Origin of the sequence: Actinoplanes palleronii (genome assembly GCF_016862315.1) — a bacterium.
Classification (GTDB): Bacteria; Actinomycetota; Actinomycetes; order Mycobacteriales; family Micromonosporaceae; genus Actinoplanes; species Actinoplanes palleronii.
The window spans coordinates 298980-322393 of record NZ_BOMS01000026.1; the positions used below are offsets into that span (position 1 = coordinate 298980).

General features: G+C 72.3%; 17 protein-coding genes. 7 read left to right on the top strand and 10 right to left on the bottom strand.

The annotated features are described in order from the left end of the window. Nucleotides 1-101 precede the first annotated feature (101 nt). On the top strand, nucleotides 102-2474 hold the full coding sequence (locus Apa02nite_RS11080; protein ID WP_203824961.1) for an alpha-amylase family glycosyl hydrolase: 2373 nt from the start codon (nucleotides 102-104) through the stop codon (nucleotides 2472-2474). A 124-nt stretch (nucleotides 2475-2598) separates the two neighbouring features. Then, on the top strand, nucleotides 2599-3504 hold the full coding sequence (locus Apa02nite_RS11085; protein ID WP_203824962.1) for a helix-turn-helix domain-containing protein: 906 nt from the start codon (nucleotides 2599-2601) through the stop codon (nucleotides 3502-3504). 4 nt (nucleotides 3505-3508) lie between these two features. Here the strand turns inward: Apa02nite_RS11085 and Apa02nite_RS11090 are convergent, their stop codons facing one another. The 4 genes from Apa02nite_RS11090 to Apa02nite_RS11105 all read right to left on the bottom strand — a co-directional run bounded on the left by Apa02nite_RS11090 (nucleotide 3509) and on the right by Apa02nite_RS11105 (nucleotide 8814). After that, a complete protein-coding gene (locus Apa02nite_RS11090; RefSeq protein WP_203824963.1) occupies nucleotides 3509-4516 on the bottom strand; it encodes a LacI family DNA-binding transcriptional regulator in 1008 nt (335 codons plus the stop codon). A 29-nt stretch (nucleotides 4517-4545) separates the two neighbouring features. After that, the gene (locus tag Apa02nite_RS11095; RefSeq protein ID WP_067701623.1) at nucleotides 4546-5676 is read right to left on the bottom strand and encodes an AI-2E family transporter; all 1131 of its coding nucleotides are present in this window, start codon (nucleotides 5674-5676) and stop codon (nucleotides 4546-4548) included. A gap of 25 nt (nucleotides 5677-5701) precedes the next feature. Then, complete coding sequence (locus Apa02nite_RS11100; protein ID WP_203824964.1) at nucleotides 5702-8215, bottom strand: DUF3616 domain-containing protein; 2514 nt, start codon at nucleotides 8213-8215, stop codon at nucleotides 5702-5704. Between the two features lie 116 nt (nucleotides 8216-8331). After that, nucleotides 8332-8814, bottom strand: a complete 483-nt coding sequence (locus Apa02nite_RS11105; protein WP_203824965.1) for an ArsR/SmtB family transcription factor — start codon at nucleotides 8812-8814, stop codon at nucleotides 8332-8334. Nucleotides 8815-8898: 84 nt separating this feature from the next. Here Apa02nite_RS11105 and Apa02nite_RS11110 point away from each other — a divergent pair, with 84 nt between their 5' ends. After that, nucleotides 8899-9789, top strand: coding sequence for a S41 family peptidase (locus Apa02nite_RS11110; protein WP_239164244.1), 891 nt, complete (start codon nucleotides 8899-8901; stop codon nucleotides 9787-9789). A gap of 308 nt (nucleotides 9790-10097) precedes the next feature. Here the strand turns inward: Apa02nite_RS11110 and Apa02nite_RS11115 are convergent, their stop codons facing one another. Further along, complete coding sequence (locus Apa02nite_RS11115) at nucleotides 10098-10694, bottom strand: TetR/AcrR family transcriptional regulator (protein WP_203824966.1); 597 nt, start codon at nucleotides 10692-10694, stop codon at nucleotides 10098-10100. Nucleotides 10695-10898: 204 nt separating this feature from the next. Here Apa02nite_RS11115 and Apa02nite_RS11120 point away from each other — a divergent pair, with 204 nt between their 5' ends. Genes Apa02nite_RS11120 through fahA form a run of 3 tightly spaced genes read left to right on the top strand, consistent with a single transcriptional unit; the run spans nucleotide 10899 to nucleotide 14070 of the window. Next, nucleotides 10899-12074, top strand: coding sequence for a homogentisate 1,2-dioxygenase (locus tag Apa02nite_RS11120; RefSeq protein ID WP_203824967.1), 1176 nt, complete (start codon nucleotides 10899-10901; stop codon nucleotides 12072-12074). Then, on the top strand, nucleotides 12071-12880 hold the full coding sequence (locus tag Apa02nite_RS11125) for a hypothetical protein (RefSeq protein WP_203824968.1): 810 nt from the start codon (nucleotides 12071-12073) through the stop codon (nucleotides 12878-12880). The genes Apa02nite_RS11120 and Apa02nite_RS11125 overlap by 4 nt, the downstream gene beginning before the upstream one ends. Then, entirely contained in the window at nucleotides 12877-14070 is a 1194-nt protein-coding gene (gene fahA / locus Apa02nite_RS11130; protein ID WP_203824969.1) for a fumarylacetoacetase, read from the top strand. The genes Apa02nite_RS11125 and fahA overlap by 4 nt, the downstream gene beginning before the upstream one ends. A gap of 74 nt (nucleotides 14071-14144) precedes the next feature. Here fahA and Apa02nite_RS11135 read toward each other — a convergent pair whose 3' ends face one another. From Apa02nite_RS11135 to Apa02nite_RS11155, 5 genes are all read right to left on the bottom strand, one after another. After that, the gene (locus tag Apa02nite_RS11135) at nucleotides 14145-14315 is read right to left on the bottom strand and encodes a hypothetical protein (protein ID WP_203824970.1); all 171 of its coding nucleotides are present in this window, start codon (nucleotides 14313-14315) and stop codon (nucleotides 14145-14147) included. After that, on the bottom strand, nucleotides 14312-14698 hold the full coding sequence (locus Apa02nite_RS11140) for a hypothetical protein (RefSeq protein ID WP_203824971.1): 387 nt from the start codon (nucleotides 14696-14698) through the stop codon (nucleotides 14312-14314). The genes Apa02nite_RS11135 and Apa02nite_RS11140 overlap by 4 nt, the downstream gene beginning before the upstream one ends. A gap of 162 nt (nucleotides 14699-14860) precedes the next feature. Further along, nucleotides 14861-15877 carry a nitronate monooxygenase gene (locus Apa02nite_RS11145; RefSeq protein WP_203824972.1) on the bottom strand — a complete coding sequence of 339 codons (1017 nt, stop codon included), beginning with the start codon at nucleotides 15875-15877 and terminating at the stop codon, nucleotides 14861-14863. A gap of 9 nt (nucleotides 15878-15886) precedes the next feature. Then, the gene (locus tag Apa02nite_RS11150) at nucleotides 15887-21100 is read right to left on the bottom strand and encodes a diguanylate cyclase (RefSeq protein ID WP_203824973.1); all 5214 of its coding nucleotides are present in this window, start codon (nucleotides 21098-21100) and stop codon (nucleotides 15887-15889) included. A gap of 9 nt (nucleotides 21101-21109) precedes the next feature. After that, nucleotides 21110-22453 (bottom strand): dienelactone hydrolase family protein, encoded by a 1344-nt coding sequence (locus Apa02nite_RS11155; RefSeq protein WP_203824974.1) that lies wholly within the window; start codon nucleotides 22451-22453, stop codon nucleotides 21110-21112. 247 nt (nucleotides 22454-22700) lie between these two features. Here Apa02nite_RS11155 and Apa02nite_RS11160 point away from each other — a divergent pair, with 247 nt between their 5' ends. Further along, nucleotides 22701-23027 (top strand): putative quinol monooxygenase, encoded by a 327-nt coding sequence (locus Apa02nite_RS11160; protein ID WP_203824975.1) that lies wholly within the window; start codon nucleotides 22701-22703, stop codon nucleotides 23025-23027. Nucleotides 23028-23414: the final 387 nt, after the last annotated feature.

Sequence of the window (23414 nt, forward strand, 5' to 3'; positions counted from 1 at the left end):
GATAGGAACCTCTTTCACGGGCTGCAAGAACTTGCTACCGTCCGTTCACCCATGAACGCCGGATTTCCGGCTTGTGACGCCCCGTGGTCCTGGAGGCCCCCGTGTCCAGAATCTTCCGAAGAGTGCTCGCCGCGCTCTGCGCTCTTCCCCTGCTGGTGCTGGCCGCACCGGCGGCGCGCGCGGCGAACTCGGTGACCGTCTACTACCAGGCGCCCACCGCGTGGACGACCGTCAACATCCACTACGCGCCCACCGGCGGCGCCTGGACCACGGTCCCCGGCGTGGCCATGACCGCAAGTTCTTGCAGCGGCTGGCACCAGAAGGTGATCGACCTCGGCACCGCCGACGGCATGCAGGTCGTCTTCAACAACGGCTCCGGCACCTGGGACAACAACGGCGGCGCGAACTACCGCGTCGGCACCGGGGTGGTGACCGTTTCCGGCGGGGTGGTCGGCTCGACCACCCCGTGCGGCACGACGCCGACACCGACACCGACGCCCACCCCCACGCCCACGGTGTCCGTTCCGCCGTCGACCAGTGGCGAGATGCTCGGCGGTGATCCGCGCAAGGACAGCATCTACTTCGTGATGACCGCGCGGTTCTACGACGGCGACACCGCCAACGACCGGGGCGGCAGCCAGAACGTGACGTCCGGGAACGCGGCGAACCACGACCCGATGTTCCGCGGCGACTTCCAGGGGCTCGTCGACAAGCTCGACTACATCAAGGGGCTGGGCTTCTCGGCCATCTGGATCACCCCGGTGGTGCTGAACCGGTCCGATTACGACTACCACGGGTACCACGGCTGGGACTTCTACCGGGTCGACCCGCGGCTCGAGTCGACCGGGGCGTCCTACCAGCAGCTGATCGACTCGGCGCACGCCAAGGGCCTGAAGATCTACCAGGACGTGGTCTACAACCACAGCTCCCGGTGGGGCGCGAACGGCCTCTACACCCCGACCGTCTACGGCGTCCGGGACAGCCAGTGGAGCTGGTACTACAGCGAGAAGACGGCCGGTGCCCAGTACGACCCGCTCAAGGAGGACAGCGCGGGCCGCACCTACAACGGCGACCTGTGGAGCACCACCGCGCCGGCCGGGAACACCTGCCCGAATTACGGCACGCCCACCGGCGGGAAGAGCAAAGAGGGATACGCGCTCTACCACTGCCAATGGCCGTCGCCGACCGCCAAGATGTTCCCGGCCGACCTCTACCACCAGTGCTGGATCGGCAACTGGGAGGGCGAGGACTCCCGCTCCTGCTGGCTGCACGAGGACCTGGCCGATTTCAACACCGAGAACCCGGTCGTGCAGAAATACCTGATCGACGCGTACAACAGGTACATCGACATGGGCGTCGACGGATTCCGGATCGACACCGCCGTGCACATCCCGCGGGTCACCTGGAACCGCCGCTTCCTGCCCGCCCTGCAACAGCACCTGGTCGGCAAGTACGGCGCGGCCAAGGCCAACGACTTCTACGTCTTCGGCGAGGTCGGCGCGTTCGTCAACGACAAGTGGAACCGCGGCTCGGTCAACCACTCCGCACAGTTCTTCACCTGGAAGGAACGCAGGTCCTACTCCGACGACGACGTCGCCGCCGCACTCGAACAATTCAACTACGAAAACAACCTGGGTACGGGTAATCAGCCGACCAGCACGAACGCGTTCCTGAACGGCAACACCTACCACTCCCCCGACCGCAGCCAGTTCTCCGGCATGAACATCATCGACATGCGCATGCACATGAACTTCGGCGACGCGCAGAACGCGTTCTCCAACGGCAAGGACTCCGACGACTCGGTGAACGACGCCACCTACAACGCGGTCTACGTCGATTCGCACGACTACGGCCCGAACAAGTCGTCGACCCGCTACTCCGGCGGCACCGAGGCGTGGGCCGAGAACATGTCGCTGATGTGGACGTTCCGCGGCATCCCGACCCTGTACTACGGCTCGGAGATCGAGTTCCAGGCCGGCAGGCAGATCGACTGCGGCCCGTCCTGCCCGCTCGCCGGCACCGGCCGTGCCTACTACGGCGACAACCTGACCGGCACGGTCACCGCGAACGACTACGGCGTGGTCGCGGCGGCCACCGGAGCGGTCGCCACCACCCTGTCCCAGCCGCTGGTCAAGCACGTGCAGCGGCTCAACCAGATCCGCCGCGCCGTCCCGGCCCTGCAGATGGGCCAGTACTCCACCGAGGGCGTCTCCGGCGGCATGGCCTACAAACGCCGTTACACCGCCGGCGGCGTCGACAGCTTCGCCCTGGTCACGGTCTCCGGCGGCGCCACGTTCACCGGCATCCCGAACGGCACCTACGCCGACGCGGTCACCGGCGACCGGAAGGTGGTCACCGGTGGCTCGCTGACCATCCCCCTGACCGGCAAGGGCAACCTCCGGGTCTACGTCCTCGACCAGCCCTCCACCCCGGCCCCCGGCAAGGTGGGCACCGACACGACGTACCTGAAGTAGCCGTTCGAGCGGCTCCGGTCGTACCGGAGAAGTGTTTTTGGGGTTGGCGGATAGCGGACAGAATCTTGCCCACGGCCCGGGGTATCGAAAAGGATTGGTATCCCGGGTACGAGGTGGCCCGCACATGACAAAACTCGACGACACCGCGGCTGACGCGTTCGCCACGACACTGACCAGGCTGCGAGAGACCCGGCAGCTCAGCAAGAAGGACCTGGCGGCGCGGATGGGGTTCGACCCCTCCTACGTCAGTCACGTCGAGGGTGGCCGCCACCGGCCGACTCTCGAGTTCGCCCGCCGGGCCGAGGTGGTCCTCGACGGCGGCGGCGCCCTGATGCGGACCTTCGAGGAACCCGGCACGGCCGCACCCGGCGCGGCGGCCGGCTGGCCGATCGGCGGCACCGCGTCGCTGGGCAGCGAGCTCTTCGTCGAGCAGGAGGACTCCGACCTGCGCCTGGCCGACGACGGGTACTACGAGATCACCATCTCCCGCACGATCCGGAACATCGGGCAGCGGCCGCTCACCCGGTTCCCGACCCGGATCGAGGTGGACGCGTTCCCGGCCGACCCGGCCCGCTCGCACTCGTTCTACCGGGACAATCCGGTGACCCTGGCCGAGACCGCGTTCTGGGCCCGCTTCGACGGCGAGCCGACCGCGTGGCGGGTGGTCCGTGACCGGGACGCGTACAAGAAAATTGAGATCTTCTTCGAGCCGAGCCGGTCGTTGCGCCCGGTCTATCCCGGGCAGTCCGCGGTGGTGACCTGCGGGTATCGCGTGCACCACCGCAAGTGGGGCGCCTGGTTCACCCGCGAGATCCGCTGGCCGACGATGCGGATCTCCGGCTCGCTCACCTTCCCGCGGCACACCGGCGCCCGGCTCTCCGGTCGCCGGGTGAGCTGGACCGGTGACCAGCCGCTGGGCGAGGCGCCGGCCCGGTCCGAGTCGGCCGACGGCACCGTGTTCACCTGGACGGTGACGTCACCGACGCTGGCCAACCTCTACCACTTCCAGTGGCGGTTCCACGGCGTCTGAGCGGTCAGGCGGCGGTGGACTCCCGGGGCACCAGGCGGCACGGCAGCTGCTCGACGCCGGAGCCGAGCTTGCCGTCGAACGCGGCCGCCAGCCGTTCCGCGGCCACCCGGCCCAGGGTCTTCAGGTTCATGTCGACACTGGACAGCGGTGGCTGCGAGCTGGCCGCCAGGATCTCCCAGTTGTCGAAGCCGAGGACCGCCACGTCCCGGGGCACCTCCAGGCCGGAGGAGTGCAGGGCGTCGATCACCCCGCGGGCGATCTGGTCGGAGCCGGCGAAGACCGCGTCGATCGCGTCGTGCCGGGCGAGCAGCATCCGGGTGGCGCTGCGGCCCCACTCCTCGGACCAGGCGCCGAAGTAGACCCGGTCACCGGCCAGTTCCAGGCCCTGCGCGGCCAGCTCCTGCCGGGCGCCGTGTGCCCGGTCGTGCGCCGCGCTGTAGGACGGGTCGCCGGTGATGTGCGCGATCCGCCGCCGGCCCACCTCGGTCAGGTGCCGGATCGCCAGCCGGCCACCGGCCACGTTGTCACTGACCAGCGAGAGGTCCTCCGGGTCGTCCGACGGCGCGTACGCGTAGACCACCGGCACCGGCAGGTCCCGCCCGATCGAGGGGCGCGGGTCGGGTCGGGCGCCGACCACGATCAGCCCGTCCACCCGGCGGCTGAGCAGGGTCCGCAGGTGGTGCCCCTCGCGGACGGCGTCGCCCCGCGCGTCGCAGAGCAGCACGCTGGTCCGGTCGGCGCCGAACGCGTCCTCGGCCCCCATCAGGATCGGGATGGACAGCCGCCCCTCCAGGTCCGAGGTGAGCAGCCCGACCATCCCGGTACGCCCGGCCACCAGCCCCCGCGCGAGGGTGTTCGGCGAGTACGCCAGCCGCTCGGCGGCCTGCAGCACGTCGGCCCGGGTGGTGGTGGAGACGTGCCGGCGACCGTTCAGCGCCTTGGACGCGGTCGCCACCGACACCCCGGCGAGCCGGGCGACGTCGTGCAGGGTGGCGGGCCGCTTCGCTGTCATCGCTGCACAGAGTAGCGCCCGCCGTACTCCTATTCGTCGATGCCGGTCGCGGGTTCCGGATCGGGGCCGGGTTCCGGATCGGCGGCCGGCTCCGGCGCCGGATCGCTGAGCTGCTCCCGCAGGTAGCCCCAGATCACCGCGATGATGGCGGCCACCGGCACCGCGAGCAGGCTGCCGACGATCCCGGCCAGGTTGCCGCCCAGGGTCACCGCGAGCAGCACCACGGCGGCGTGCAGGCCCAGCCCGCGGCTCTGGATCATCGGCTGGAAGACGTTCCCCTCCAGCTGCTGGACCAGCAGGATGATGCCGAGCACGATCAGCGCCTTGACCCAGCCGGTGAAGACCAGCGCGATCAGCACCGCGACCAGACCGGCCAGCACCGCGCCGACGATCGGGATGAACGCGGTCACGAACGTCAGTACGGCCAGCGGCAGCACCAGCGGGACGCCGACGATCCACAGACCGAGCCCGATGAAGACCGCGTCGAGCAGGCCGACGAACGCCTGCGAGCGGACGAACGACCCGAGTGTGCTCCAGCTGCGGGTGGCGATCTCCGGCAGGTCGTCGCTGAGCCGGCCGGGCAGCTGACGGCCGAGCCAGGGGAGGAACCGCGGCCCGTCCTTGAGGAAGAAGAACATCAGGAACAGCGCGAGGATCGTGGTGACCAGGCCGTTGACGATCGTGCTGACCCCGGTCAGGGTGGCCGTGGCGATGCTGCCCACGCTCTGCTGCAGCTTGTCCACCGCCTGGTCCAGCGCGCTGGAGACCTGGTCGTCGCGGATGTGCAGCGGCGGCCCGGACGCCCAGTCGCGCACCTGCTGGATGCCCTTGGTGATCCCGTCGGCGAGACTGTCGAACTCGCCGGAGACCGGCACCGCGATCAACACGATGATCCCGGCGACCAGGGCCAGGAACAGCACCGTGACCAGCGCGGCGGCCAGCGCCGGCGGCCAGCCGTGCCGGCGCAGGAACCGCACCGGGGGCCAGGTCAGCGTGGTCAGCAGCAGCGCCACGACCAGCGGCCAGAGGACCGACCAGGCCATCCCGAGCAGTTGCAGCACGACGTAGGTGAGAAACAGGATGAGCAGGGTCTGAGCGGAGACCCGGGCCGCGTTCTGCAGCGCCGCCCGGGTCTTCACAGTGCTCAAGGTGGGCCGCATGTGGATCACCTTACGGAACCCGGGCTCAGTTGACGGTGAACCAGGTCGCCCGGGACTTCTTCCACTCGGCGTGCGTCAGGTCCTTGGCCTCGGTGCCGTCGCCGTACAGGTCGGCGGCGCCGGCGTCGGTGACCAGCTGGGCCCGCGCGCCGGCCACGGTCAGGTCGGGCACCGCGACGATCGCTTCCCAGCCGCCCGGGTCCGCGGTGGGCAGCGAGCGCACCAGCACCGGGGCGTGCGCGGCGACGCCGTCCCAGGAGTAGAGCGCGTACGGGTCGCTGTTGTCGTCGGCCGCCCAGGAGCCCGCGACGATCAGGTACTGGCCGGCCGCGTTCGCCCGGATGTCCCGGATGCTCAGCCCGGCCAGGTCCATCGTGATCGCCGTACCGAAGGTGGCTTTTGCTCCGGAGGTCAGCTTGTCCAGGTTGGTCACCGGGACGAGCAGCGCGCGGCCGCCGATCAGCGGGGCCCGGAAACCGAGGTACGCCGTGCCGGTGCTGCCCGGCGCGAACTCCAGGCCCTCCAGGTTGAAGCCGTCGATCTGCTTCGGGATGTTGCCGGCCGCGGCGCCCGCCGCGAAGCCGTACCTGTTGCCGTTCGCCTGGTCCCAGGCGATCAGGTCGGCCCGCAGCCCGTGGTAGACGCCACCGAAGGTGAGCTGTGTGTTCGCGCCGGTGCCGGTGACCTTCGTGGTGAACAGCGCGGTGCGGTCCGGGCGCAGCTCGCCGCTCTTGCTGTTGCCCTGCGACCCGGCCCAGTAGACGGTGTCGCCGGTGCGGGCGGCCGCCTCCAGGTCCATCTCGATGCTGACACCGGCCTGGCCGCTGAAGTCCCAGGTGCGCACGGGCGCGCCGGAGGCGTCCCGGCGGTAGAGCCGCAGCACGTTGGTCTCGTCGTCGGCGGCGATCAGGTAGCCGTCACCGGCGTCGATCGCGGCCGAGGAGTCGCTCGCGCCGGTCAGGTAGCGGGTGCCCGCCGCGTCCTGGACGGCCGCCGACGCCGCGTAGTGCAGCGTGGTGGTGGCCGACTTGCCGTTCGGCGCGGTGACCTTGAGGGTGAGGTCGGTGTAGCCACGGCCGCGCGGGGCGACCGCGATCTGCCGGGTGCCACCGGTCCCGGTGACCGTGACGTCCGCTGTGGTCGCGACTGCGGTCCTGCTGGAGGCCGACGCGGTCACGGTCAGGGCGTTCGCGTCGCCACCGGTCTGCGCGACGGTCACGGTCGCCGCCGGGTCACCGTTCCCACCGACAGACCCTGAGAGGTACGCGGTGGAGAGCCCGATCGTGGGCGTCGACGTGGGTTGACCGGTGCTCGCACTCGGCGTGGGCGTCGCGCTGCTCGACGCGCTCGTGCTCGGGCTCGGCGTCGCGCTGCTCGACGCGCTCGTGCTCGGGCTCGGCGTCGCGCTGCTCGTGCTCGTGCTCGGGCTCGGCGTCGCGCTGCTCGACGCGCTCGTGCTCGGGCTCGGTGTCGCGACCCCGCCCGGTGCCAGGGCCACGCCGCGGAACGCCACCCCGCTCGCCGCCGTCGCCACCGTGCTCCGGCTGGAGATCGACGCCGTCGCCGCGGGCTTCGCCGTGTCGGTCAGCTGGACCAGGGTGTTCTTGGCGCCGTCCCCGTTGATCCCGTAGAGCCGGGCGCTCGTCCCGTCCACCACTCCGGTCAGCCCGGTCCACCCGGACGTGCTGGAGATCTTCCCCCGGCTGGTCCACGCCGAGCCGTCCGACGAGTACTTGTAGACGCCGTCGCCCTCGCGCAGCACGTAGATCGTGTCCGAGCCGGTCACCGCCGCGTCCCGGTCGAGCAGCACGAACGAGACCGGCCCGGAGCCGTCCGCGCCGATCGGCACGACCCGGGTGGCGCTGCTCCCGGCCAGCCGGTAGAGCCCGGCCGAGCCCTTCTCGCTGCCGAACCAGACCGCGCCGTCGGCGAGCTGCACGGTCCGGGTGTTGTTCAGCGCGTCGCTGCCGCTCGCCAGCACGGTGCCGGTGGACGCGCCGAGCGCCACGGAGACCAGCCCACCGGCCGGGGCGGCCGTCGCGCCGTGGCCGGTCACCCAGAACCGGGTGCCGTCGCCGGTGATCGCGCCGCGCACCTTCTCCTGCGTGAACGACGTGCCCAGCGTGGTGGACGAGTCCACGGTGCCGGCCGCGTCGACCCGGGCCACCACGCGCGGGGCGGACGCGGTCGCGGCACCCGGGACGGCGGAGTAGCCGGCCAGAGTGACGTACCGGCCGTCGGCCGACCGGGCCAGGGCGCCTACCGCCGCCGAGTCGCCCTCGAGGGTGACCGGCTTGTTCGTACCGGAAAGGGCGGTCGGCAGGGTGATCGCGGCGCCGTCGGCGGCGCCGGTCCCGGTGACCCGGGCCAGGGTGATCCCGGTCGCCGCCGAGGTCACCTCGACCTGGGAGAGCAGGAGGTGGTCCGCGCCGGCGCCGGTGGCCGCCTCCGCCGTGGTCGTGACGGCGAGCGCCGTGCCGGCGGCGACGGCGACCGCGGAGGCGAGCGCCAGCCGCCGGCCAGTGTGCTGCGGGAGCAAAGAGGTGCCCTTCTGTGAACCTTCTTCAACGTCAGTTCACGCAGTCGACCGGCGGGTCACCAATCCACGATCAACGATGCTGGGCCGGCGGGTGAACGATGGGGCAACACGTCCTCTCACGCCCCGGGGCGGAACACCATCACCACCACGCTGTGCCGCTCGGCGCCGTCACCGGCGTCCTCGAGCCCGTCCACGATCTCCTCCATCGCCGCCGCGACCGCCGCCGCCTGTTCCGCGGTGAGCCGCAGGTTCCGGACCCGGAAGCCGGACACCTCGCCCGCGGCCGCCAGCTCGTCGGCGACCGCGTGCACCGCCACCGCGCGGTCCTCCGCCCCGGTGAGCACGAAGCGCCGTGCCGCGCGCAGGTAGTAGTGCTCGGTGCCGCCGCGCACCTGCCGGGTCTCCACGATCCGCACCATCCCGGCCTGCTCCAGCACGCCCAGGTGGTGGGCGATGTTGCCCTTGCGCTGGTCGAGAGCCTTGGCCAGCTGGCTGATCGTCGCGGCCTGCTGACCGATCGCGAACAGGATCCGGTGCCGCAGCGGATGCCCGAGCGCCTTGTGCTGGGCCGGCGCGGTGATCTCGAGGTACTCGTCCACCAATCAAGAGTCAATGGTTCTTGACGCTTTGTCAATCGCAGTGCTTGACTGCCATCACCGATCACCGACTCCGGGGGGACCACCTTGCGCCAGGAAGAGATCACCAGCGTGCTGACCCAGCTCGCCGACCTGCTCGCCGAGCGATACGTGTTCCCGGACCTCGGGACGCGGATCGGCAAGCTGCTCACCGCCGACCGTTACCCGGGCGAGCTCACCGCCGCCGAGTTCGCCGACCGGGTCACCGCGGACCTCCAGTCGCTCAACGGCGACAAGCACCTGCGGCTGCTGCACAGCGAGGAGCCGCTGCGCGACGACATCGGCGACGAGGCGGCCGACCTCGCCGAGATGGCCGACTGGGCGGCGCGCACCGGCGGCGGCATCGGCCGGGTCGAACGCCTGGACGGCAACATCGGCCTCATCGAGATCACCCCGCTGCTGTTCCCGCCGTCGGTGGCCGGCGACGCGATCGCCGCCGCCATGACCCTGGTGGCCGGCTCGTCGGCGCTGATCCTCGACGTCCGCAACTGCCGCGGCGGCGCGCCGGACACCGTCACGTTCCTGTGCAGCTACCTGTTCGACCCGGAACCCCGCTACCTGAACGGCATCTACTTCCGCGCCGACGACTACACCAAGCAGCACTGGACCCTCTCCCACCTGCCCAGCCCCCGCTACGGCCCGGACCGCCCGGTCGCCGTCCTGACCAGCGCCACCACCTTCTCCGGCGGCGAAGAACTGGCCTTCGACCTCCAGGAACACCACCGCGCCACCATCGTCGGCGAGGTGACCCGAGGCGGCGCCCACCCCCGCGAGGCGTTCCGCCTGCACCCCCACCTCCAGGCGACGATCCCGATCGCCCGCTCGGTGAGCCCGCTCTCCGGCACCAACTGGGAAGGCACCGGCGTCCAGCCCGACCTCCCGTGCCCCGCCCCCGAAGCCCTCCCCCGAGCCCTGACCCACCTCCGCACCCGCCTCTGACCCCGGACCGCCGCACAGCACCAGGCCCGCTCAACTCTCGGCCGCGAGCCGCCAGGCGTCCCCGGCTGGCGCTCAGGGTTGTCTCAACGGCCCGGAGGCAGCCCTCAGCACCAGCCGAGGACGGGAGGCGCGCCGCGGCCCGGAGGACAGCGGGCCTCGCGCGTGAGCGGGGACGGCCGGGAGGCGCGGCCGGGTCCGGGGTGGCGCGGTCGCGCGGGCCGCAGCCAGGGGACGTGGCTCGTAGCCTACGGGCGGGCGCTCCGTATCCGTACCGGAAAGGGACGGCCGGGACCGGCAGCGGCCTGGCGCTAGGGAAGGTGCCAGGGGCGGAGGCAGTGGTCGATCATGGCGAGTTGGCGGGTGGGGTCGACCATCGGGGAGGACATCACGGCGTTGACCTGTTGTCCGAGACAGATCGTGAACAGGACGTTCAGGACGTCGTCGACGGGGATAGCCGGGTCCAGCGTGCCGTCCGAGACCGCCTCGGCGAAGTAGCCGCGCAGCAGGTCGCCCCAGTAGTCGCCGAGGTCGGTCTGGGTCTTCTCCTCGAGGCCGGCGTTCGCGGCGAGCCGGCCCCAGAAGCCGACCACCACGTGCGCCTCGTCCAGGGTCTCCTTGGTCAGCGGCAGGATCTCGCGGAGCATCGCGTAGGCGGCGTCCAGCCCGCGCAGCCCGGCGGTGGCCCGACCGATCCGGATGTTGGTCCGGTCGGTGATCCGCTGGTACGCCCCGGCCGCCACCTCGTCGAACCCGTCGAAGTAGTGCCACAGCGCTCCGGTGCCGATGCCCAGCTCGGCGGCGATCGCCCGGCTGGTGGCGGCGGCCAGCCCGTCGCGGGCGACAACCGTGAGGAACGCCTCGACGATCTCGGAGCGGCGCTGGTCGTGGTCGACGATCTTCGGCACGTTCGTCCTCCCCGCGCGCGAAACTGATCAGAAGGCTAACCAAGAGTGAATCAACCAGTCCACTTGTGCGTTCTGTTACGCCCTCGTAAATTCCGTAGCACGCGGAGTCGTCACCCCCACCCCTGGTGACGGCTCCGCGTTTCGACAGGACCATCACGGCGCGATCCGCCGGGGTGGTCCGCAGGAAGGCCTGGAGGTCTACGCGTGACGTTCTACCGGCAGGTGGGCAGCATCCCGCCGAAGCGGCACACTCAGCACCGCCGGCCCGACGGCGGGCTGTACGCCGAGGAGCTGGTCGGCGAGGAGGGTTTCTCCTCCGACTCGTCGCTGCTCTACCACCGTGGCATCCCGTCGTCGATCGTCGACGCCCGCACCTGGGAGCTGCCCGATCAGACGCTGACCGCGAACGCCCCGCTCGTCCCGCGGCACCTGCGCCTGCACGACCTGGAGTTCAAGGAGGCCGACCCGGTCCTCGGGCGCCGGCTGGTGCTGGGCAACGCCGACGTGCGGATCTCGTACGCGGTCTCCACCGCCCCGTCGCCGTATTACCGCAACGCGACCGGCGACGAGTGTGTCTACATCGAGCGGGGCAGCGCGACCGTGGAGACCGTGTTCGGCGCGCTCGCCGTGGGCCGCGGCGACTACGTGATCATCCCGCGGGCCACCACGCACCGGTGGGTCCCGGCCGGCGGGGAGCCGCTGCGGACGTACGCGATCGAGGCGAGCTCGCACATCGCGCCGCCGAGCCGCTACCTGAGCCGGTACGGGCAGTTCCTGGAGCACTCGCCGTACTGCGAGCGCGACCTGCGCGGGCCGGTCGAGCCGCTGCTGGCCGAGGGCACCGACGTGGAGATCTACGTGAAGCACCGCGGTGGCGGGACGATCCACGTGGTGCCGGAGCATCCGTTCGACGTGGTCGGCTGGGACGGGTGCCTGTACCCGTACGCGTTCAACATCGCCGACTTCGAGCCGATCACCGGCCGGGTGCACCAGCCGCCGCCGGTCCACCAGGTCTTCGCCGGGCAGAACTTCGTGATCTGCAATTTCGTCCCGCGCAAGGTCGACTACCACCCGCTGGCCGTCCCGGTCCCGTACTACCACTCGAACGTCGACTCGGACGAGGTGATGTTCTACGTGGACGGCGACTACGAGGCCCGCAAGGGTTCCGGGATCGGCCTGGGCTCGATCTCGCTGCACCCGGGCGGGCATCCGCACGGCCCGCAGCCGGGCGCGGCCGAGGGGTCGCTGGGCGTGGAGTTCTTCGACGAGACGGCGGTCATGGTGGACACGTTCCGGCCGCTGGATCTCGGCGAGGCGGGTCTCGCGTCGGACGACGGGCGCTACGCCTGGTCCTGGTCCGGCCGTGGGCCCGCGGCATGACCGCGCTGTTCGCCGGTTTCTTCGACGACGCCGCGCTGTTCCCGCCGGGCAACGCGCCGATGGCCGCCGCGGTCCCGGCCCATCAGGCCCGCAACGGTGACCTGGTCGGGCCGTTCGTGCTCCCGGCCACCCGGCTGGCCGAGGTCGGCCCGCATCTGCGGTCCGGCGGCCCGCCGCTGGACGTCGCGCTGATCGCCGCGCCCGCCGATCTGCCGGCCGCGGCCGCCGCGATCGCGGAAAACCCGGGATTGCGGCTGGTCACGGTCGAGGCGAAGGTCGCGGTTGATGCCGCGCAGGCGCGTTCGACGGTACGGGTGACAGCCGCCCTGCTACCGCCGGACTGCACCGTGGCCGTCGAGGTGCCCCGCACCGACGGCCGGGACGAAGTCCTCGACGTGCTGGCCGGCACCGGCCTGCGGGCGAAGCTGCGCACCGGTGGCGTCCGCGCCGACCTGTTCCCCTCCCCCGCGGAGCTGGCCGCCACGATCCGGGCCTGCACCGACCGGGGGATCGCGTTCAAGTGCACGGCCGGGTTGCACCACGCGATCCGGCACACCGACCCGGTGACCGGTTTCGAGCATCACGGCTTCCTGAACGTGCTGCTCGCCGCCGACGAACCGGCCCACGCCGAGAAGCACCTGCGGCGCACCGACGGCGCGGAGATCGCGGCAGAGTTGCGCGGCTGGTCGCCGGAGCGGGTCACCCGGGCCCGCTCGGTCTTCACCTCGTTCGGCACCTGCGATGTCGCGGATCCCGTGCACGACCTCGTCCACCTCGGCCTGCTCCCGGAGAGAATCACCGTATGACCTGGCTCGACCTGCCCGCCGACACCGGCTTCGGCCTGACCAACCTGCCGTACGGGATCTTCTCGTCCGGCGCCGCCGACCTGCCGCGCACCGGCGTGGCGATCGGTGACCACGTCCTCGACCTGGCCGCGCTGACCGGCGATCCGGTGCACGCGACCGGCTCGCTGAACGCGTTCATGGCGCAGGGCCCGGAGTCCTGGGCCGCGCTGCGGGCGCAGCTCACCGCCTGGCTGACCGATCCGGCCCATCAGGAGCGGGTCACTGGGCACCTGCTGCCGCGGGCCGGGGTGACCATGCGGCTGCCGATCGAGGTGGCCGACTACGTCGATTTCTACAGCTCGCAGGACCACGCCGAGAACCTGGGCCGGATGTTCCGGCCCGGCTCACCGGCGCTCACCCCGAACTGGAAGCACCTGCCGATCGGCTATCACGGCCGGGCCGGCACCGTGCAGATCTCCGGCACCCCGGTGACCCGGCCGCACGGGCAGCGCAAGGCGCCGGACGACGTGGCGCCCACGTTCGGGCCGTCGCGGCGGCTGGACATCGAGGCCGAGGTCGGTTTTGTGGTCGGGGTGCCGTCGGCGCTCGGCACGGCGGTGACGGTGCGCGACTTCCCGTCGTACGTCTTCGGGGTCTGCCTGGTCAACGACTGGTCGGCGCGGGACCTGCAGGCCTGGGAGTACGTGCCGCTCGGCCCGTTCCTGGGCAAGTCGTTCCTGACGTCGGTGTCGCCGTGGGTGGTGCCGCTGGCCGCGCTCGCGACGGCCCGGGTGGCGGCGCCGGAGCGCGACGTCGCGCTGCTGCCCTATCTCGAGGACGCCGGCGAGCCGTGGGGTCTGGACCTGTCGCTCGAGGTGCGGCTGAACGGGGCGGTGGTGAGCCGGCCGCCGTTCGGGCGGATGTACTGGACCGCGGCCCAGCAGCTGGCGCACATGACCGTGAACGGGGCGTCGCTGCGCACCGGTGACCTCTTCGCGTCCGGGACGGTCAGCGGGCCGGAACCCGATCAGCGCGGCTCGCTGATCGAGTTGTCCTGGAACGGCGCGGAACCGCTGAAACTGCCGGACGGTTCGACCCGGTCATTCCTGGAGAACGGCGACCAGGTGACGATCACCGCTTTCGCGCCGGCTGCGGACGGCACCCGGATCTCTTTCGGAGAAGTGACCGGCCGGGTCGTCGAACAACATTAATTCCCGAAAATGATTGTGGCCCGGTTCCTGTCATCGGATGACGACAGGAACCGGGCTCCCCCCAATAAGGTCTTTTATCGACGCGGCACGGCGTGCAATTCAGCGGTGGCCCGCCGGTCGTCCGCCGGGACCGCGAACAGCTGGACGACCGCCGGCCAGAGTTCGTCGCCGGGCCGCACCGCGTCCGGCGTGCAGCCCGGGCACAGGTGGGTCAGGGGCTGGCCGGGCCCGTCGAGCGGGATCATCGGACCAGCAGCGTGTAGTTCGGGGCGACGCCGGTGCGGCACCGGTAGGACACCCAGACCTGCTTGGCCACGCCGTCCGCGCCGACCCGCGCGCACTCCGCCTGCGGGTTGCTGACCTGGTTGTACAGCGCGGTGTAGACCATCGTCTCGGTGGCCGAGACGGTGCTGCGCGGCGTGTAGGTGATCACCAGGTCCTCGCCGGCGACACCCTGGTGGGTGGTCGGGGCGGACCAGAGGCCGGCCGCCTCGCCGGCGGCGCCGATCGCGGCGGCCCGGCCGAAGCCGTAGGTGCCGAGGTCGTCGGTCACGGTGCACGGCGCGGCCTGCGCGGCACTCGGGAGCAGGACGGATCCGATGATGCCGGCGAGCACGATACTACGCATTTCTCAGTCCTTTTCTGAATTCGCCGCGAGGGTCACCCGCGGACGCTGGGAGAGGAACCTCCGGATGGTTCTTCATCCGGCCGGTGACATTCGACCCAGGACTGAACATACACGGGAACCGCACGCACATATCGTGCGCCCCCGAGAACAATCTGTTAAGTATTAACGTTCGTTAAGCAATAATGACTGTCGTTGACTCTGAATGTGGTCCAGCAGCGTGGCGAGCGGGCCCGGGCGGGCCGCGGCGACATTCACGCCGGCCCACAGGTTCAGGGCGCCGGCGTCGCCGAGGCGGGCCGCGGCGGCCCGGATCGGCGCGGTCAGGTGGTGGACCGCCGGGTAGCCGACCGGCGCGATCGCCGAATACGTGTCGACGAAGCGGTTGCGCAGCGCCCGGGCCGGCTGCCCGGTGAACGCCCTGGTCACCACGGTCGGTCCCGGGTCACCGGACTGCATCACGGCGCGCTGGGCCGGGCGGGTGCCGGCCTCGTCGGCGAGCAGGAACGCGGTGCCGCACTGGACCCCGGCGGCCCCCGCGGCGAGCAGGCCCGGGACGTCCCCGCCGCCGGCCGCGAGCACCGGCAGCCCGGTGACGGCCAGCACCTCGGCCAGCACCTCGGCCGCGGACCGGTCCCCGCGGTACGTGGCCGGGCTGAGCGTCGACGAGTGGCCACCGGCCGTGCCGCCCTGAGCGATCAGCGCGTCCGGCTCGACGGCCAGTGCGCGCCGGGCCTCGTCCTCGGTCGTCACGGTGATCAGCACCGCGCTGCCGGCCGCGCGCAGGGCTCGCACGGTCGCCACGGACGGCACCCCGAACGTGAAACTGACGAGCGGGACCCGGTACGTGACGGCCAGGTCGACCTTGGCCGCGTAGTGGTCGTCGTCGGTCAGCCGGAGCGGGGGCAGCTCCACCCCGTAGCGGTCCGCCTCGGGGCGCAGGGCCTCCCGGTAGCGCTCCAGCTCGGCCGGTTCGGCGGGGGACGGTGTCGGGACGAAGAGGTTCAGCCCGTACGCGTTCGCACTCACCGCGCGGACCTCGGCCTCGACCGCCTCCGGTGTCTTGTAGCCGGCGGCCAGGAAGCCCAGCGCACCGGCCCGGGCCGCCGCGATGACCAGCTCAGGCGTCGTCGGGCCGCCCGCCATCGGTGCCACCACGACCGGCCGCAACAACTCGCGCACGATTCGACGCTACTCCTGGTCGGCCATCACCCGGTTGCGTCCGGCCTCCTTCGCCCGGTAGAGCGCGTGGTCGGCCCGGGCGAGCAGTTCGTCGAGCGTGTTGCTCTCGTCGGCCAGCCGGGTCAGCCCGATGCTGATGGTGATCGTCAGAGGTCCGGCCTGTGTCGGCACCGGTTCGCCGCCGACCGCGATCCGCACCCGCTCAGCCAGCTCGAGCGCCTCGCCCTCGTGGTCCGGCAACACGATCGCGAACTCCTCGCCGCCGTAGCGGCCGAGCACGTCCGAGTGCCGCAGCACGGCCCGGATCCGCCGCGCCACAGTGCGGATCACCTCGTCACCCACCCCGTGCCCGTACGTGTCGTTCACGTTCTTGAACTTGTCGATGTCGAGCATGGCCGCCGCGAGCGGGCGCCCGTTGCGGGCCGCCGCCTGCACCAGCGCGCCGGCCACCGCGTAGAAGTGCCGCCGGTTGTGCTGCCCGGTCAGCTCGTCGGTGGTGGCCAGCTCCTGCACCCGGCTGAACAACCGGGCGTTCTCGTACGCGGTCATCCCCTGGGTGGCCAGCGCGGCCGCCACCTGCCGGCTGGTGTCGTCCAGCCCGGCGCCGCCGACCAGCACCACCCCGGCCCGCCCGTCCCGGCCGTCCAGCGGCACCGCGAGCGCGGTCGGGTCGCCGGCCAGCAGGCGTTCGCGCAGCCCGCCGGTGCCGGCCGGGTCCAGCAGTACCGGCACCTCGAAGCCGGCCAGCAGGGCCACCTCCTCCGGGGTGAGCCGCGCGCCGGCCACCTCCTCCGGTTCCAGCACCTCGCCGTCCGGGGCGACCAGGCAGCTCGAGCCGGCGCCCAGCGACGCCTGCAGGGTGCCGCTGAGCCGGCGCAGCAGCCGGTCCGGTTCCAGGATGCCGGTCAGCTCGGCCAGGCTGGCCCGCAGCATCTCGGCGATCGCCTGCTGCTGCTGGGCGGCCTGCACGGCCAGGTTCAGCTGGGCCGCCCGCGCGGTCTCCAGGGAGACCGCGACGTGGCTGCTGACCGCGGTGAGCACCTCGACGTCCTCGTCGGTGAAGATGCCCCGGGCCAGCCGGCTGTCCAGGTAGACCGCGCCGATCAGCCGGCCCTTGAACTGCACCGGCGCGACCAGGATGCTGCGCAGCCCGTGCACCACGGCACTGCGCGAGCCGAGCGCGGCGCCCTGCTCGGTGCCGGTGACCACAACCGCCTCGCCGGACTCGACGACCCGGCGGACCAGCGTGGTGCCGTAGTCGATCGTCGCGCTCAGCTCGCCGTCGGCGTCCCGGCCGGCGTACCGGACCGGCTCGCCGGCGTCGTCGAGCAGGAAGAACAGCGCCCGCTCGGCGCCCAGGATGCGCAGCGTCTCGTCCAGCGCGACCTGGGCCAGCTGCTGCGGGTCGAGGACCGTCGCAGCGGCCGTGCTGACCTGCTGCAACGCCTCCAGGCGGCGGTTGCGACCGGCGCCACCGCCCCCGCCGCCGCCCCGGCGCTCGGCGATCGTGCGCCGGTGCGTGCTGGCGCCCTCGTCCACGCCGAACTCGGTACGGGTCTGCCGCCGCCGCTGCTCCCAGCCGTAGAACGTGGCGAGCGCCAGCGCGGAACGGGCCTGCCGCTCGGCCTCGTGGATCTGACCGAGCGACCGCATCGCGCGGGCCCGGATCCGGTACAGCTCGTACTGGGCCAGCGGGGCGTCCAGGGCCCGGGCGGTCTTCTCCACCTCGTCGGCCAGCATGACACTGCGCGCGTGGTCGCCGGTGAGCTGGCAGAGCGAGGCCTGCGCCATCGCGTAGACCAGCTTGATCAGCGGCGAGCCACCGATCTTGCCGAGCTCGCGGATCGCCTGGACCGCCGCCGCCTGCCGGAGCGGGCGCTCCTCGTCGCTGGCGTAGCGCAGCCGGATCAGCTTGGCGTGCGCGTGGAACACGAAGATCCACTTGTGCTGGACCATCAGGTCGCGCCGGCGCAGCCCGATCTCTTCGAACTCCGCCATCAGCTGGTCGAACGGTTCGCCGACCTCGCCCTGCTCGAGCAGCACGCAGGCGGCCGCGGTGAGGTTGTTGAGCCGCTGCACCCGGGTGCCGGCGCCGTTCGGGAACGCCTCGCGCAACTTCTGCAGGGCGGCCGCGGCCTCGCCGAACCGGCCCTGGTAGGCCGGGATCATGGCGCCCAGCATGCCGAGCGAGGTGCCCTGGGCCTGCTCCGGGTCGGCCAGCGCGCGCAGGCCGCGCTCGTACTCGCGCTCGGCGTCCACCGAGTAGCCGCGCAGCATCATCCGCAGGCCCTGTGAGGCGTGGCCGGGCAGCAGCTGGGCGGGTTCGTACCAGCGGGCGTTCTTGCTGATCGCCTTCTCCCAGGCGGTGCCGTCGTCGTATCCGCCGAGCAGCATGGCGCAGCCACGGATCCACTCGACGTAGGCGATCAGCGCCGGATCGCCCAGCTCGGTGGCGACCTTGGTGGCCCGGCGCAGGCACCGCTCGCCGGTGCCGCGCAGCTTGGCCAGCGAGGTGACGTAACCGATCAGGGCGTAGACCCGGGCGTACTCCGGGCTGGGGCCGAGGCGGTTGACCGCGTACAGCGAGCGCAGCGCGAAGACACCGGCCTCGCGCAGCCGGATACCGACCGCGGCGGCGTAACCCCCGGCGTCCAGGACCGCGGTCAGCACGGCGAGCGCTTCGCGCTGCTGTCCCCCGGCATTGCCGAAACCGATCCGGGTACGCCGGACCAGCCCCCCGGCCAACGCGTACGCCAGCGTCGACAGCACCAGCAGCAGGCCGTTGCCGGGCAGCGGCCGGCCCAGCTCGGTCAACGCGTCCTGCGCGGCCTCGAGCGCGCTGGTGTCGTTCCAGACCGTGTGGTGCAGCTCGATCCGGGTGGTGAACAGCCGCGCCCGCTGCAACCGGTCCGGCTCGGTGGCCAGCGCCCGTTCCAGCGTCTCGTCGGCCTCGGCGAACCGACCGGCCCGCAGGTAGGCCTGGGCGAGCGGGTGCAGCAGCGCGGTGCCCGGATCCGGGTCGCCGTCGATCGCGTCGGCGAGGTACCCGATCGCCTCACCGGGCGCCTGGTCGGCCAGCGCCTGCAGCCCCGCGACCGCCGCGACACGCCGGCGAGCCTCCGCCGGTGCGGCGGCGCCGGCCCGCTGGTAGTGGCGGGCCACGGTGTACGCGTGCGCCTCGTCCCGCAGCTCCGGCGGCAGCTCCTCGAGCGCGGCGGCCAGCGCGGCGTGCCGCCCGGCCAGTTCCCCGGCGTCGATCCGCTCGAGCAGGTTGTCGCGCAGCTGGGGGTGCACGAACGCGTACCAGCCGCCCGGGCGCACCTCGAGCACGTGCCGGTCGATGCCGGCCTCCAGCGCGGTGAGGGTCCCCTCGTCCCCGCTGCCGGGCAGCCCCTCGGGACGGAACCGGACACCGGCCACCGCGGCCGTGGTGAGCCGGTCGAGGACCGGCTCGGACAGCCCGGTCAGCCGGGCGGCGAGCAGGTCGCGGACCCCGGCGGCGGACGGCAGCGCGTCGGCGCCCGCGGTGTCCAGCCGCCAGGTGCCCCAGAGCGGGCCGAGCAGGCCCGCGTCGAGCAGCCGCATCAGGTAGCTGACCACGGCGAGCGGGGTCCCGTCGGTGCGGACCGTGACGTGCCGGGCCAGCTCGGCCGGCACGTCGGCGCCGGGCAGCCGGGACGCGACCACCTCGGCCACCGCGAGCGCGGGCAGCGGGGTGCAGGTCAGCTCCAGGGTGCCGGGCACGCCCAGGTCCAGGCCGGTCGGCGCGGGGCCGTTCGCGACGCTGTTCTCGGTCAGCAGCACCAGCATCGGCAGGCTCGGCAGGTCCGGGGCGAGCACGGCGAGCATCTGGCGGGTGGCGGCGTCCAGCAGGTGGGCGTCGTCGACGACCAGGATCAGGCCGCCGGCCCGGCGGGCCAGCTCGCCGAGGAAGGCCGCGCCGGCCGCGAAGACGTGCTCGTCGCCGGCGGTGACCGCGCCGGTCGCGTCGAGCAGACCCAGGTCGCCGAAGAGCTTGACCACCTGGGCGACGCCGGCCACCGCGGCGGACTCGACGATGTTGTGCTCGGCGACGGCCCGGGCCTCGCCGGGCATCCGGCGGATCCGGGCCAAGGAGGCCTCGACCGCCTCGCGCACCACGGCGAGCGGGGCCGGCTCGTCCGGCCGGGACGTACCCCAGATCATCGGGCAGTCGTCCGCCGCGACCAGGCTGGCGGCGTGCTCGGCGAGCCGGGTCCGGCCGGAGCCGGGCCCGCCGCGGATCACCACGACACCGCCCAGCCCGGCGCGGGCCCGTTCCCAGCGGCGGCTCAGCCGGTCCGCCTCGGCGTCCCGGCCGCACATCGGCCACCGGCTGGCGGCGGGCTGTTCGGCGGCCGCGCCACCCGGGGCGCCACGCAGCGCGTCGAGCACGGCCGCGGCGTCCGGGTAGCGGTCGTCCGGGTCCTTGGCGAGCAGCCGGTGCACCACGGCGGCCAGCACCGGGTCGACGTCCGGCCGGCGCTCCCGGATGTCCGGTACCGGGGCGGCCAGGTGCAGCCGCAGCAGCTCGCCGACGTCGTCGGCCTCGAACGGCAGCCGGTTGGTCAGGCACTCGAACAGCACCACGCCGAGCGAGTACAGGTCGGAGCGGCCGTCGACCGGCCGGCGCAGCATGCCGGACTGTTCCGGCGAGGTGTAGAGGAAGGTGCCGACCGCCTCCTCGGAGTCCTCGCGGACGTCCCGGCCGAGCTGCGCCAGGCCGAAGTCGATCAGCTTGGCCCCGCCGTCCTTGGCGATCATGATGTTGTCCGGTTTGATGTCCCGGTGCACCAGGCCGACCCGGTGCGCGGCGGCCAGCCCGCGGGCCAGCTGGGCGGCCAGCTCGACGGTCCGCTCCTGGGAGAGCACCCCGTAGACGAGCAGTTCGGAGAGCGCGCCGCCGGACAGGTGCTCGAGGACCAGGCCGGGCATCCCGTCGATCTCGCCGACCGCGTGCACGCCGACCACGCCGGGGTCGTTGATGCAGGCCAGCAGGGCGGCCTCGCGCTGGAAGGCGGTGCGGAGCTCCGGCAGTTCACCGGCGTCCGGCAGCGGGCGCTTCAGCGCATAGTCACGGCCGTCGCGCCGGGCGTGGTGCACCATGGTGAACGCGCCACGACCGAGCTCGTCGACCACGTCGAGGCCGGTCAGCTCAGCGGCGTGCGGCGGCCCAACCGGGCGCACCTGGGGGGATTCGGTCACCTAGCGCACTCATTCCGTAGCCGTCTGCACTCCTGCTGATCGACCGGAAATCCCCGGATCTGAAGGTTCCCGCAGTCGCGCGTCCAGCCAGGCGAACGCCGCCTCCTGCATCGGCTCGGTGAAGATGTGGCCCAGACCGGGCCAGGTCCGGGTGGCGAGCCGGTCACCGGCCCGCTGTGAGGTCCAGACCGCGCGGAGCTTCTCGTACGCCTCGGCGACACCGGCGGCCGGGAAGAGCGGGTCGTCCGCGCCGTCGGTGAGGTACATCGGGCGCGGGGCGGCGAGCGAGGCCACGTCCGGGATGTCCAGCCGGCGATACAGGCCGGGGTGCAGCATGTAGAAGGCGGACTGCCCGCGCAGCGTGTTGTTGCCGGGCACCATCATGCCGGCCAGCGTGGTCATCCAGCAGGCCGAGACGGTCGCCGCGACGTGCCCGGAGAGCGCGGCCACCTGCCAGGCGCGGTACCCGCCCATCGAGAAGCCGACCGCGGCGATCCGGTGCGGGTCCACCTCGGGCAGCGTGGCGAGCAGGGCGGCGGCCCGGGTGTCCTCGCGGGCCATCAGCCCGGCCAGGGAGGAGCCGAGGTTGAAGAAGTTGCTCGCCAGGGACTGCTGGTTCTCGTAGGTGAGACCGCCCCGATCGCCCCAGCCGAGCGCGTCCACCGCGAGCACGGTGTAACCGCGGGCGGCCAGCACGTCACCCGGGAACCGGCCGGAGAAGTACTTGTCGGCCCAGCCCTGCGCGGAGAGGCGGCGGGTCTCGTCGTACCACGGCTCGATCAGCTTCTCCTTGCCGATGTCGAACCGGGCGCCGTGGTCGTGCAGCAGCAGCGCGGCCGGGTGCGGCCCGGGACCGTCCGGGATCAGCATCGCGGCACGCACCCGGCTGTGCCGGGTCAGGTTGAACTCGATCAGCCGGCGACGGAACCCGGGGCCGGGCTGCTCGTCGAGCGTGCGCACGGCGAACCCGGTGCGCTCGGCCGGCTGCCACAGCAGCTCCTCGACGTGGGCGCGGGCCCGGCGCTGCCAGCCGCGGAAACCGAGGTGCCGGGAGTTCGCCCAGGCCAGCGGGTAGGTCAGCTCGCTCTTGAGCCCCTCGAAGAACACCGGCAGGTTCCCGCCGACCACACCTGGACTCTCGAACGCCGGGCTCTCCATCGCGGGGCTTCCGGCCGGCTTTCCGGCCGAAGGGCCTTCCGCCGGGCTTCCGACCGCGGGGCTTTCCGCCGGGTTTCCGACCGGGGTTCCGGCCGCGGGGCTTCCGGCGGGCGGGAGATCGAAACCGGCCGCGGCGGCGGCGTCGTGGAGGGCGAGGACGGCGGCCGGCAGGGCCACGAAGTCACGGCGCTTCATGCCGACATCGAAACCGATCCGGTCCGGACCGTGGGTCACCTCATTGAAATCTTTCAATTGATGCCGCTTTTCCTCTCGTACGATGGAAAAGCCCTTGATCGTCTCGCCCCGGGCCGGTGACCTATGCCGATGCGGTCCGGCGGAGGTCCGCCTGCGCGTCGAGCGGCCGGCTCCGGATCCCACCGCTGACCCGGCCGCCGCTTGCCGGGACGTGCGAAGGTCAACGTGATCACCCGGAAGGAGCATCATGATCAAGGGTTTTGGGCTGGTGGTCCGGTTCACGCTCCGCGACGACCAGGCCGCGCGGGACTTCGACGAGCTGATCGACCGAACCGCCGCCGGCATCCGCCAGAGCGAGCCGGGCACTCTGGCCTATGTCGTCCACACCGTCCCGGACGAGCCTCTGGTCCGGGTCTTCTACGAGCTGTATGCGGACCGCGCCGCGTTCGACGCCCACGAACAGCAGCCCCACACCAGGCACTTCCTCACCGAACGGGACCGCTTCGTCACGTCCACCGAGGTCACCTTCCTCACCGCCCACGGCGGCAAGTTCCCCACCGAAACAGCGGAGTAGCCCACCGCGACCACCCAGCGCCATCAGCCACGGCTGACACCGGTCGGCCGCATGGGCTGCCGGTGGTCGGTGGTTGCGGGTGGTAGCCAGGCGGCACGCTGCGGTCGGTGGTTGCGGGTGGTAGCCAGGCGGCACGCTGCCGGCTTGCGGTCCGTCGCGCCGGCCCCGGCCGCGCTGGTTGCGGCCGTCCCGAGAGGCGAATGGCCGGTCCCGGTGCCCGGTCGGGGTGCGGGCAGTCGGGGGCCGATCCGGGCGGGTCGAGGGCTGGCCCGGGCGGTCGGGGCGGCCGGGGCCGGGGGGGGTGACCCGGATGCGCGATACCGCATTCAGCACGCAATGTTCCGCGTTCCCAGGCAGCCACCATGCCGGCTGGCCTTCACCCCGCCA